At 33.0% G+C, this 12,537-nt stretch carries 11 protein-coding genes; 4 read left to right on the forward strand and 7 right to left on the reverse strand.

The features are described 5' to 3' along the window. Positions 1 to 2: 2 nt before the first annotated feature. The 4 genes from lpxA to dnaQ all read left to right on the forward strand — a co-directional run bounded on the left by lpxA (position 3) and on the right by dnaQ (position 3,078). The gene (gene lpxA, locus ACFELV_RS04950; RefSeq protein ID WP_375327009.1) at positions 3 to 821 is read left to right on the forward strand and encodes an acyl-ACP--UDP-N-acetylglucosamine O-acyltransferase; all 819 of its coding nucleotides are present in this window, start codon (positions 3 to 5) and stop codon (positions 819 to 821) included. Next, positions 802 to 1,623 carry an LpxI family protein gene (locus tag ACFELV_RS04955; RefSeq protein ID WP_375327010.1) on the forward strand — a complete coding sequence of 274 codons (822 nt, stop codon included), beginning with the start codon at positions 802 to 804 and terminating at the stop codon, positions 1,621 to 1,623. The genes lpxA and ACFELV_RS04955 overlap by 20 nt, the downstream gene beginning before the upstream one ends. Before the next feature lie 199 nt (positions 1,624 to 1,822). Next, the gene (gene coaE / locus ACFELV_RS04960) at positions 1,823 to 2,398 is read left to right on the forward strand and encodes a dephospho-CoA kinase (RefSeq protein WP_375327011.1); all 576 of its coding nucleotides are present in this window, start codon (positions 1,823 to 1,825) and stop codon (positions 2,396 to 2,398) included. After that, positions 2,386 to 3,078: a DNA polymerase III subunit epsilon gene (gene dnaQ / locus ACFELV_RS04965; RefSeq protein WP_375327012.1), complete on the forward strand. Its 693-nt coding sequence runs from the start codon at positions 2,386 to 2,388 to the stop codon at positions 3,076 to 3,078. Before coaE ends, dnaQ begins: the two co-directional genes overlap by 13 nt. 17 nt (positions 3,079 to 3,095) lie before the next feature. Here the strand turns inward: dnaQ and tgt are convergent, their stop codons facing one another. The 7 genes from tgt to htpG all read right to left on the reverse strand — a co-directional run bounded on the left by tgt (position 3,096) and on the right by htpG (position 12,455). Beyond that, a complete protein-coding gene (tgt, locus tag ACFELV_RS04970; RefSeq protein WP_375327013.1) occupies positions 3,096 to 4,181 on the reverse strand; it encodes a tRNA guanosine(34) transglycosylase Tgt in 1,086 nt (361 codons plus the stop codon). Positions 4,182 to 4,238: 57 nt separating this feature from the next. Next, on the reverse strand, positions 4,239 to 4,877 hold the full coding sequence (locus tag ACFELV_RS04975) for an epoxyqueuosine reductase QueH (protein ID WP_375327014.1): 639 nt from the start codon (positions 4,875 to 4,877) through the stop codon (positions 4,239 to 4,241). Between the two features lie 138 nt (positions 4,878 to 5,015). Then, positions 5,016 to 6,095 (reverse strand): IS4 family transposase, encoded by a 1,080-nt coding sequence (locus ACFELV_RS04980; protein WP_375326208.1) that lies wholly within the window; start codon positions 6,093 to 6,095, stop codon positions 5,016 to 5,018. 125 nt (positions 6,096 to 6,220) lie between these two features. Further along, positions 6,221 to 8,365: a 3-hydroxyacyl-CoA dehydrogenase/enoyl-CoA hydratase family protein gene (locus tag ACFELV_RS04985; protein WP_375327015.1), complete on the reverse strand. Its 2,145-nt coding sequence runs from the start codon at positions 8,363 to 8,365 to the stop codon at positions 6,221 to 6,223. An 87-nt stretch (positions 8,366 to 8,452) separates the two neighbouring features. Then, positions 8,453 to 9,130, reverse strand: coding sequence for a dTMP kinase (tmk, locus tag ACFELV_RS04990; RefSeq protein ID WP_375327016.1), 678 nt, complete (start codon positions 9,128 to 9,130; stop codon positions 8,453 to 8,455). Continuing rightward, a complete protein-coding gene (gene zapE / locus ACFELV_RS04995; RefSeq protein WP_375327017.1) occupies positions 9,117 to 10,151 on the reverse strand; it encodes a cell division protein ZapE in 1,035 nt (344 codons plus the stop codon). The genes tmk and zapE overlap by 14 nt, the downstream gene beginning before the upstream one ends. Positions 10,152 to 10,592: 441 nt before the next feature. Further along, complete coding sequence (gene htpG, locus ACFELV_RS05000; RefSeq protein WP_375327018.1) at positions 10,593 to 12,455, reverse strand: molecular chaperone HtpG; 1,863 nt, start codon at positions 12,453 to 12,455, stop codon at positions 10,593 to 10,595. Positions 12,456 to 12,537 lie beyond the last annotated feature (82 nt).

Below are 12,537 nucleotides of genomic sequence, written 5' to 3' on the forward strand. Positions count from 1 at the left end.
TTATGCGAGCCCCCTACATCCATCCAACCGCTATTGTAGATCCAAAGGCAAGAATTGGTAAAAATGTAAAAATAGGAGCTTTTTGTATTGTAGGGCCTAAAGTTATTTTAGGAGATAATGTTGGGCTAAAATCTCATATAGTTATAGAAGGGAAGACTCAAATTGGCGCTAACACCATTATCTACCCATTTGCCTCGATAGGTCAACCGCCGCAAATATTTAAGTATGCAGGAGAAGAATCCGAGACTATAATTGGTGAGAATAATATTATTAGAGAATATGTGACTATTCAAGCTGGTAGTAAAGGCGGCGGTATGGTGACCAGGGTAGGTAATAATTGTTTATTTATGGTGGGAGTACATATAGGTCATGATTGTCTCGTCGGCAATAATGTCGTATTTGCTAATTATGTTAGTTTAGGAGGTCACGTGAAAGTAGGGGATTTTGCTATCATCGGAGGGCTGTCTGCAGTACTGCAATTTGTACGTATAGGAGAACATTCTATGACCGGAGGGTTATCGGCAGTAGTAAGAGATTTAATTCCCTTTGGTCTAGCTTCGAGTGAAAGAGCAACACTAGAAGGAATAAATTTAGTAGGTATGAAAAGACGGGGGTTTGACCCTAATCAAACTCTTGAGGCGGTCAAAGCAGTTGATGAAATATTCACTGGGGACGGCGTTTTTGTGGATAGAATTGCCCTAGTCTCAGAAAAATATAAAAGTAATATTATTGTAGAGCAAATCATCAATTTTTTAAAGCAAGACACTACTAAAGCATTTTGTCAACCAAAAGCAGACCCTGATGGTAAGTCAAACTATTAAGAGCAGTAGCATTGGAATTATAGCGGGCGATGGGGACTTACCGGTATTATTGGCAAATAATTTTAGGCAGCAAGGCAAACAGTGCTATATTGCTATTTTATCAGCTGAAGTAGATGGAACATTATATAAGAATTGTTCATATCAGTTTTTTAAAATTGGGATGGTTGGAGCAATAATCGAATATTTAAATCAACATAATGTTAAGGATATAGTTCTGGCCGGCAAGGTCAAGCGTGTAAACCTGCGCTCAATTAAAGTAGATTTAATAGGCTCCCTATTACTTGCGCGTATCTTAAAGCAAACATTTCTAGGAGATAATAAACTATTAAGTATAATAATAGCTTTTCTGCAAGAAAAAGGTTTTAATATAGTGTCGTATTATGAGATGTTAAATGAAAGTAATGAAATGATTACCCAGCAGCTTCCATCTGCGCAAGATTTGTTGGATATCACGTTAGGGAAAAAATTATTAGACAGTATCAGCACTCTTGATGTAGGTCAGGCAGTAGTGGTAGAAGATGGATATATTATCGGTATTGAAGCAGCAGAAGGAACAGATCATTTAATCACAAGATGTGCAGATTTACGTAAAAATTCTACCGGCGCTATATTAATTAAAGGAATGAAAAAGGGACAAGATACCAGAGTTGATATGCCTACTATTGGCCTTCAGACCATTCATAACTTAATTAACCATCAGTATAAAGGAATAGCCGTAGAGAAAAATAAGGTAGTTATTATTGAGCCAGAGTTAATGGTAGAATTGGCTAATAAATATGGACTTTTTATTCATAATATGTAAAAGATTAGGTTCTATGAACATTCATTACATAGAAGTGTTTATACTCTTCGCCTTTCAAGAGTTGTTTTTTCATTTTATCGGGGTTTTAACTATGCTCATGCACTATTTGTACGTTCCGCGCGCCTACCGCTTAAAATAAAATCTAACTCTTGAAATCATTGAGTATACAGAACCTAAGTAGAAATAAATATTTATTAGCATGATATGTGTAGGAATTACTGGTAGTTATGCTTCAGGGAAAACTTTTCTATTAACCTGTTTAGCTAAGTTAGGGTTTATAACTTTTTCATCGGATGAATATATTAAAGAGTTATATAGCCAGCCAAAAATACAAAATATGGTTCTAGCTTTACTTCCTAATTTAAAAACTTTTAATACCAAGGATATAGCCAATATTATTTACAGTGATGATTTAGCGAGAAAAAAGCTACAAGATTTTGTTCATCCCTTTGTAGTAGAAAGATTATCGTTATTTAAACAACAAAATAGTAAGGCAGAAATTACTTTTGCAGAAGTGCCCCTACTGTTTGAAGCAGGGTTTAATCAATATTTTGATTTTTATGTGACTACTTTTTGCCGCGAAAAAACTAGATTAGCAAGAGCCAAGACCAGACCAGGGTTTATCTTAAAAAATTATAATAAAATAGCAAAAATTCAATTATCTCAAAAGATTAAGATGAAAAAAGCAGATTTTATTATTAATACGGATGTTAATCAAGTAGATTTAGATAAGCAAATATTTCAACTTATTCAGAAATTACAGTGCGTCAATTAAGAGAAATAATTTTAGATACAGAAACAACAGGGCTTGAACCAAAAGATGGGCACCGTATTGTGGAGATTGGTGCTATTGAGATGGTGAATAAAGTACTTACTGGTAAGCACTTTCATTTTTATATTAACCCAGAGCGGGACATGCCTAATGAAGCTTATAGGATACACGGTATATCAGGTGAGTTTTTAAAAGATAAGCTTCTATTTAAACAAATAGCCGAGGAGTTTTTAATTTTTATTAAAGATAGTAAGTTAATTATCCATAACGCTGCTTTTGATATTAAGTTTATTAATTATGAATTATCTCTATTAAACAACCCTTCTATAGAATTTCTAGAACTTTCTAACACTATTGATACTCTTGCTTTAGCGCGCAAAATGTTCCCCGGCATGAAAGCTAGTCTTGATGCGCTATGTAAGAGATATAAGATTGATAATTCGGCGCGTAAGTTGCATGGAGCCTTAAAAGATGCCGCATTGTTGGCGGAAGTGTATGTAGAGCTTACAGGAGGTAGGCAGGTCAGCTTTGATATTAGTAATAAAGCACAAATAGCGGCAGTAGAAATTACAACTTCTGGAATAAAATATAAAAATATCGTAGTGGTGAAACCAACTAAAGAAGAGTTGCGCAAGCATAAAGAATTTTTAGAAAAGATTCTTTCTCCTCTGTGGTTATATTAAAATTTCCTTCACACAACCTAATGCATAAAATCAAAGTCTTTTTTTTGCATAATATATTGTCTAATTCTTAACATGAGACCTTGGAAATACATTAAATTATGCCAAGTCATAAGCATTGCACCTAAAATTTCTTTTACTTTTACTAAATGATGCAAATAAGCTCTAGTATAGTTCTTACAGGCAGGGCATATGCAACCTTCTTCTAGAGGCATATTATCATCCTTATATTGATTATTGCGTATATTGACCACCCCATGTTTAGTAAAAGCTTGTCCATTCCGACCAGATCTGGTGGGGATGACGCAATCAAACATATCAATACCTCGCCTAACAGCGCCAATAATATCAGCAGGTTTACCGACCCCCATAAGATATCTAGGCTTATTGCTAGGTAATAAATCTACCGTATAATCCAGTACTTTAAACATTATTTCCTGGCCTTCTCCTACCGCCAAGCCTCCGATAGCATACCCTTCAAAATCCAATTCTATCAAATCTAAAGTTGATTTAAGCCGTAAATCATTATATATACTTCCTTGAACAATTCCAAACTGGCCATAGCCTTCTTCCTTACTAAAAGCCTTTCTTGATCGTGCCGCCCACCGGCTTGTAAGTTCCATGGATAATTGAGCGCGCTCGTAGCTAGTAGGATAGGGGATACATTCATCAAAGGCCATAGTGATTGTACTACCTAGAAGCCGTTGTATTTCCGTTGATGATTCAGGAGATAGCATAAACTTGCTACCATCTATATGTGAATTAAAAATTACCCCTTCTTCAGTAATTTTACGCAATTTAGCGAGAGACATAACTTGAAACCCACCTGAATCAGTCAGGATAGGTTTGTGCCAATTCATGAGCTGATGAAGCCCGCCAAGCTTAAAAACTCTTTCTGCACCTGGCTGCAGCATTAAGTGATAAGTATTACCAAGGATTATATCAGCGCCTGTAGCTTCAACTGCCTCAGGCAACATAGCTTTGATCGTACCTTTAGTACCAACTGGCATAAAGGCAGGGGTTTGAATCTGACCATGCTCGGTAGTGATAGTACCCATTCTAGCCTTTTTATGTTGAAACTTTAAGTCAAACGAAAATTTGGTCACAGATTTTTTTACTTTATTGATATTTGGGGCCCATATAGATCAATTTAGGCAGGAAGTCTATTGTTTCTGATAATATTCTTCACCAATTTTAATTTCAGGACGATTATTTGATTTCCGCCAATTATTACTATCTCTTAGTGAGTATATACAGCCGCAATATTCTTGCTTATAAAAGTTTTCACGTTTCGCTATCTCATACATTCTGCTACTTCCACCATCTTTACGCCAGTTATAAGTCCAATAAATTATTCCTTCATAATGAGAAGCGGCCCTAATTCCTGATTCATTAATTTGCTCCATATCTTTCCACCTAGAAATGCCCAGAGAACTTGTAATCACCTTAAAGCCATTTTCATAAGCGTAAAGCGCAGTACGTTCAAAACGCATATCAAAACACATAGTGCATCGCTTACCTCTCTCTGGTTCATATTCCATCCCTTTCGCTCTAGTAAACCAATTTTGGACGTCATAATCTGCATCGACAAATTCTATCCCCATTTTTTCAGCAAAACGAATATTTTCATTTTTTCGAATTTCATATTCTTTTTTAGGGTGAATATTAGGGTTATAAAAAAATATACTAAAATTAACACCTGAGATTAGCATTTGTTCCATTAGATCTCCGGAACACGGAGTACAACATGAATGCAAAAGCACTTTATTTTCGCCGTTTGGGAGTTGAAATTTACTGAGCATAAAAATTTGTCCTTATCAAATTACTTTGCTTGTACAGAACGTTAAACAGTGAATAATAGGGTAATATTTTATATTGACAATAAATTTATTACTATAAATAATCAAATTTAGGGTAATTTTTTCCATAGTACCCCACACTTATTGTTGAAGTTGAAAGGCATGCATAATGTGTTTTCGTAGTAATGAAAACAACATAGCAGGGGTATCACTTAACGAGTTATAAAAATAATCTTTTATCCAATCAAATCCGTAAGTAAATAATGAGTATAATTTACGACCATGTTTTTTGATCTTTATAGGATAAATTTTGTTCTTAATGTCACCAGCAAGCACGCAAATAGCTAAGGATAAAGATACTATTGCAAATAGTTTTTCCAGCTTTTTTTGATCTGTAATGTGGGTATCTTCAATATTAAATCCAGATGACTTGAGAGACAGAAAAGGTCGCTCAATGCTCCACCTCTGCTTATATGCTAGCAAAGCACATTCACCAATAAGCACATTACTAGCAATAAATAGTTGCTCTCTTTCTAATTGCAAACAAGTTATTTTAATTGCCATACCATTGTAAATTTTGCTTTCTATAGTTTTAGTGTCACCCATTTGCATATCGGCAAAACATTTATTCAACTTCATCTTGCCACCGTTGAAATGCTTGACCTTCTCACTTTTTCTTAGCCTGATAGCAAAAGGTAATTTTTGGATTCCACCCATATATTGCAACCATTCCTCACCAACAAATTCCCGATCGGCAAGGATAAGCTCTATCATTTCCTTAGGTATAATTGTTAAAATTTGCTCAATCAATTTCTTTCTTTCATTAGTAGAAGAGTTGCCTTTTTTATCAAGTAACAACCATGCTATAGGAATTGAAATATTACCATAAACGATAGTTGCAACAAAAAAATTCAAATTTTTAATACCAAATTGCCAGCTGGTTCTATCTATGGCAAGGCTAATTTTACCTGTTAGACAGAGCAATTTAACAATAATTTTCCCTAAACTTATAAAGCACATATTTTGTTCTAAAAGCAAACGCTCAACTTTAACAATCTTGGCATGCAAATTGCCTTTAGAAGCGACATACAGTGCTAATTCTTTGATTCTCACAGTTTTAGCTTTTACTACTGCACAAATTAATTCTGCAAATGTTTTAATTCGTGCTGGGTGCCAATCTAAAAATATGTATAATATTTGGTATAGTGATTGAGAGTCCATTAATACCTCCTGTTGCTTGTTTCTCAGCGGAGATTAGTGACTCTCAGTCACTTATTCAATTTATTATTTTAACCCTCCTGTAAAATCTGTGGGGTACTATGAAGTAATATAGCTAGCCAATTATCCTAAAAATTTAAATCCCTTTTAGGGTTTTGGGCAAGTTCTAAAAAGATCTGGCGTTCCAGATCTAATAATTTCTGTTCTTCAATCTCTTGCATATCAATAATACCTTGAAACTTAGCTAGCAACCAAATTTGTAGTTCATCATATCCCGATATATCTAATTCTTTAGATAAGATAATTTGCGGCAAAGTAATGTTCTTCCTTACTGCCACTACTTTTTTTGGTAAGGTTACCTTCAAAGCCTCCAGAAATATCAGCTGTTTATTCATATTGATTTGGGCCGCCAAAATGCCATAATCTAATATAAAATAATCTGCAGAACTGGCTTTATTAGCAGTTAGAATATTAGTAATATTTTTGATTAATCTAGCTTTATTGCCATCAGCACGGTAAAACATTTCCTTAATACCACCAAAGCCTGGGACTAATCCTCGGCTCACTTCAACAAGACCAGCATTTAACTCTTGGTTAGCCACAATAAAATCAGAGTGGAGTAAAATCTCACACCCTCCCCCCAGCGCAAATCCAACTGCGCAACTAATAATGTTTATATTAGAATATTTTAATCTCATCATGGCTTGTTGCCCAAGCTTAAGAAATTCTTCTAATTTAGTAAAATTATTAGTTTTGATATAATGAGCAATCAGCTTTAAGTCAGCGCCAGCAGAAAAATTATCAATTATAGGGACAATATATAGATTCGTTGCTTTTTGCTGGGCCAGATCTACCGCTTCTAGCATTAGGTTAAAAACGTTCTCGTTCAGACAATTCATTTTTGTATTAATGCTAAAAACTAATTTATCTTGATATAAAAAAACTTGAGCTGAATCATTCTTTAATAAGATTTGGCTTTCTTGTAAGTTAATTCTTGTAACTTGAAATTTGCTAGTGTCAATGGTTTCATAATGATTATTTGCAATATATTCTGGTAAGGGGAGGTTGCGATTCGCAACTTCTTTTTTGAGCCATTCAAAACCATCTTTTATATTATAGAGTAGCTCAAACGGGCCCATTTTCCAGCTATAACCAAGCCTCATTGCTTTATCGATATCATAAATATTATCAGTTACCTCTGGAATTAGACTTATTAAATAAAGGTAAAATTCTACTAGGATATTCTTGAAAAACTGACCATCAATAGAACTACTGTCTAATAATTCATCAATGGAATTATACTCCACCTTAAGCTCTTCTATTGGGGTATAGGATAGATCTTGAAAATTTATCACTTCTTTAGTTTTTACCTGATTTATAACTGATAACCGGTAAAACCCTCCTTCTCCCTTTCGGCCTATTAAATTTTTCTCAATCATCTTATCCAAAATTGGAGTTGGAATATAAATTTTGTGATAATGATCATTCATGGGTAAAGAATTTACTAATGATGTAGAAATTAATTTCATTACATCATGACCTATGAGATCATACAAACCAAAAATTCCAGTATTGGGTAATTTGAGTAAATTGGTAAAAATTTTATCTATAATTACCGGATTTAAATTGGCTTTTATAGCTTTGCGCACTACTAATTCAAGTAAATAACATCCTATCCTATTAGCAATAAAGCCTGGCGTATCATTACTTCTAACGATAGTTTTACCTAAATTAACCGTTAAAAAACTGCTTATCTTATCTATAACTATTGGGCTGACTGTTTGATCGGTAACAAGTTCAAGTAATTCCATATAGCGAGGCGGATTAAAGAAATGAGTAATAACGAACCGAGATTTTATAGAATCTGGCATATTAGCTTTTAATTGTTTTAAAGGTAGGGTTGAGGTATTAGAAGCTAAAATAGCACCACTTTTTAGATATGGGATAATTTTATCATATAGCTGATACTTAATTTCAATTTTTTCAATAATCACTTCGATCACTAAATCACATTCAGTGATTAACTGTAAATCATCTTCTAAATTTCCAATTTTAATAAACTCTAATTTACTAGGATGAGATAAAGGAACAGGGCGTTGTTTTGGTAGATTGTCTATTGCTTTTGTAACAACTGCATTTTTCTCATTAGGGTCCTTGCTAGCTATATCAAGTAATACGACTTGGCATGATGAACTAGCTATTAACGCCGCAATTGCTGACCCCATTACGCCGGAACCAATAACACATACTTTTTCTATTTTATTTTGTTCCATCTAGCTTACCGTATTATACTAGTTATATTTCAATTTTCTTAAGAAATATTAGATATGATGCATTAACTATATCATAAAGTAAATTCATTACTCAATAAGTTTACTAAACTTTTGACGACACAATTTAATTATCATATCATGGATTTCTGCTGCACTAAGGTTCAAAGCTGGTATTTGCACTATTCTGTCTAAAAACCTCAAAGATATATATTGAAATCTATTATACACTGCCTGATGAAAACTTATATCTTTAGTCTCAAATTTATTAGTATCTCCTCGCACTTGTGCTCTTGATAATGCAGTTTCTGGCGGTAAGTCAATCCAAAATGTACAGTCAGGTAAGATAGGGGTAATAAGAGAGTGATGTAATGCGTACACTTGCTCTATTGAGATTAACCCAGGATCTTTATTTGTTGGTAGGGACAGTTTATCTGATATATATGAGCCCTGATAACAAGCAGTAGAATCTATAAATCTATCACAAATTACCCATATGCCCGCGTTTAGTTTGGGGATAATTCTTTTATGAATATGTTCATAACGTGCTGCCATAATTTGCAGTAACTCAGACATTGGTAATAATTCTTGATATATTAAAATTTCCCGCATTTTTTCAGCTGAAAGAGTGCCTCCTACTTCGCGGGTTAAATCTACCGGAATATTTTTGGATAATAAATATTGGTATAGCATATTACTTTGCGTAGATTTACCGCATCCTTCTCCTCCTTCAAATGTAATAAATTTACCAGCTTTAGTCATAAGCATAAGACTCACTATTCATTTCATATAATCTGGAAATTGTTCTTTGAAATTCATGGCTGCGGTAACCATTCTGATATATTTGTAGCGGTTCGGTTTCTAATAGCATAAATAGCATAACTTTATAAAAATAAGCATTATCTATAAAATTGATAAATCTGACTGCTAAATCTGTATCATTAGATTCTATTATAGGAAAATTTTCCACCACTATAATAGAAAATTTTTGACAAATATTTACATAATCTGCATAACTTAATTGTCTTAAAAATAGTTCTTCTACTTCCGTAACTAATATTTGGTGGTTAGCAGTTTTAAAAGTGATGGTACGGCCTAAAACCTCTAAGTTTGTTGGAGCTAATGTGATATTTTGAGTTAAGCCTGTGATCAGTTGTTGGATCAAAAGTTTATTATTACGATTAATTGGGTAAATTATCCGTGTATGAGATAAATTGATAACTTTATTTAACCTATAATCATGTTGACTGTCTAAGTGTATGACTTCAAATTCCTGGTCGATTTTTTTAATTATAGGTAAAAATGATTCTCGTTGTAACCCATCTTGATATAAAGAATCAGGCTTGGTATTACTGGTAATAAAGATAAATATGTTATGTTTTATGAGTTCCAAAATTAAAGGACCTATTATCATAGCATCAGTGATATCTTTGATTTCAAACTCATCTATACAAATCACCGAAAATTTTTTTGCATAGGTAGCAGCAATTTGCTTAATAATATTATGTTGAGGTACTGATTTATTTTGAAGTTGATGAATATCTTCATGCACGGATTGCATGAATTGTTGATAATGAGTAATTAATTTGCTAATAGATAGTTTCTGATAAAAATGTTGCATTAACACCGTCTTACCATTGCCTACATTACCATATAAATATACTCCTTTCGGCTCAGCAGCATGATTAGTAAAGAGCCGAAAAAATGGCTTATTTTCTATTTGTGTTACAAATCTCTTAAGCTTTTCAATGATATCTAATTGTTTTTCGTCAAATTGCAATTCAGTCAACAGTTATATTCTCGTTCAAGTAAAAGTAAGTTGATTATCTAAAATTACTTTATAGGTTCTAAGAAATTAATCAACCGATTATTTTTGCAATCTAAATATAGTAAATTTTTAAGCAAGATAAATTTGTCGTTACTACTTACACCATATCTCTAAGATATAAGATCCTAAATCACTTTGGCTATATACACTCTATAGCACAGCCTCACAAGAATTTAAAAAAACAAAACCTTGTTAAGCCAATTACAATAAGGTACCTGCATTATAAATAAATTCGCTTATAATGCCGGTTATAGCGGATCAATTATTAATAACCCAACCATTATTTAACTCAAGAAGTAACTTGTTAGCTGCTCCTTGAGTTAATAAGGCTGATGCCACACCTTTACATGGCATACAGGTTTTTTTCTATTAAATTGAATATATCTTTTATCATTCAAAAAGCTATATAGTTTTTTGAATGATATCGTTAAGCCTGTTAGCAAAACCACCAGTATCGTGTACTGGCTCTCCCTCTAAAATGCAGGCTTGATCATAAATTAATTTAACCAGTATTTCATCCATGTGATCTTTATTACCTGTAGTTATATCACTATTAATTTTTTCAATTATTTTATGTTTAGGATTTAATTCAAGTATTTTTGCTGAAGCCGACATTAATTGTTTTTGTTCAATTAAAAATCTTTCCATACGTATTCCCATAGCTCCATCTCCAACGGCAAGACAAGCAGGACTTAACGTGAGCTTTTTAGAAATTCTGACTTCTTTTACTAACTCTCCTAATATACCCTTAAAATATTCTATTAACTGAGCATATTCTCCGTTGTCTTTTTCTTCTGTCATTCCTTCTGTCGGCTGATTTTCTTTTTCCAAGTCTATATCACTGCTGGTTACTGATTTAATAGCATAACCTTTATAATTACTATTAACATTTACCCAAAAATCATCTACCGTATCAGTAAAAAGAAGTACATCAATATTCTTACTTAAAAATCCTTCTATTTGAGGGCTAGAAAGCAATTTTGCTGGGTCATCACCGCTTAGATAATATATAGTATTTTGCTCTTCTTTAAAGTTACTAATATAATCATCAAGACTAATCATTTTGTCCTGCACACTACTTCTAAAAATGCAAGTTTCAAGCAATTTATCATGATCCGCAGTTGCTTCACATAATCCTTCTTTTAAAGCCGACCCAAAATTGCTCCAAAATTTACTATATTCTTCAATTGATTCATTTTTCTTCTTTTTAAGCTCCCCTAACACTTTGTTAGTAATAGCGGATTTAATTTTTTCTAAAGTTTTATTATGTTGCAAGGATTCGCGACTTATATTGAGAGGTAAATCTTCCGAATCAACCACTCCTCTTAAGAACCTTAAATATGAAGGTATTAAATCTATATTTTCATCTGAGATAAACACCCGTTTTATGTATAATTTTACTCTTCTCTTACGATCTGGATGAAATAAATCAAAAGTTTTTGTTGACGGAATAAATAATAAATTAGTGAATTCCACGGTACCTTCATTTTTATTATGGATAGTCAGCCATGGATCATCAACCGCATAAGATAATGTCTTATAAAACTCCTTATATTGCTCTTCTGTTATCTCTGATTTAGACCGTGTCCACAAGGCGGAAGCAGAATTAAGTTGTACTTCATTAGAGTTTTCATCAATAAAATATATCGGTATTGCTATATGATCGGAATAACTTTTGACTATATGTTTTAACCTAAAATGATCAACATAGCTTTCTTCTTCGTGTTTAACCTGCACTACTACTTCAGTCCCTCTAGCAAAATCATGATTTTCGCAGTCTCCTACCGTATATTCTCCAAGACCGTCTGATTGCCAAACATAGGCCTTATCTTCCCCAACTTTTCTGGAAGTAACAGTGATAATATCAGCAACCATAAAAGCAGAATAAAATCCTACTCCAAATTGTCCTATTAGCATACTATCCTTTTTCGTATCACCGGAAAGATTTTGTAGAAAATTGTCAGTACCAGATCTAGCAATAGTCCCTAAATTATCAATTAATTCTTCTTTATTCATGCCTATACCATTATCGGTAATGATAATCTGTCTTTTATCTTTATCTACCTTAACAGTAATTTTAAAGATAGGATCATCTTCAATGAGTTTTGGCTCACTAAGAGATAAATAGCGTAACTTATCACAGGCATCAGAAGCATTAGATATTAATTCTCGCATGAAAATCTCTTTATTACTATAAAGAGAATGAATCATTAAGTTTAAAATCTTGCCTACTTCAGCATCAAATTTCTTTTTTTCTTGCGTCATATTTAATCCTATTTTTTTGCATATCTAATCTAGTGTAAAAATATTTTTTATTTTAGGTTCTGTGAACATTTCTATCTAATGA

Origin of the sequence: Candidatus Tisiphia endosymbiont of Nemotelus uliginosus, from assembly GCF_964264835.1 — a bacterium.
Taxonomy (GTDB): domain Bacteria; phylum Pseudomonadota; class Alphaproteobacteria; order Rickettsiales; family Rickettsiaceae; genus Tisiphia.

Bases quoted from the DNA above. Each gene is read 5' to 3' on its own strand.
- lpxA (WP_375327009.1), top strand. From the start codon at position 3: ATGCGAGCCCCCTACATCCATCCAACCGCTATTGTAGATCCAAAGGCA.
- ACFELV_RS04955 (WP_375327010.1), top strand. From the start codon at position 802: ATGGTAAGTCAAACTATTAAGAGCAGTAGCATTGGAATTATAGCGGGC.
- coaE (WP_375327011.1), top strand. From the start codon at position 1,823: ATGATATGTGTAGGAATTACTGGTAGTTATGCTTCAGGGAAAACTTTT.
- ACFELV_RS04975 (WP_375327014.1), bottom strand. From the start codon at position 4,877: ATGCTCAGTAAATTTCAACTCCCAAACGGCGAAAATAAAGTGCTTTTG.
- ACFELV_RS04980 (WP_375326208.1), bottom strand. From the start codon at position 6,095: ATGGACTCTCAATCACTATACCAAATATTATACATATTTTTAGATTGG.
- ACFELV_RS04985 (WP_375327015.1), bottom strand. From the start codon at position 8,365: ATGGAACAAAATAAAATAGAAAAAGTATGTGTTATTGGTTCCGGCGTA.
- tmk (WP_375327016.1), bottom strand. From the start codon at position 9,130: ATGCTTATGACTAAAGCTGGTAAATTTATTACATTTGAAGGAGGAGAA.
- htpG (WP_375327018.1), bottom strand. From the start codon at position 12,455: ATGACGCAAGAAAAAAAGAAATTTGATGCTGAAGTAGGCAAGATTTTA.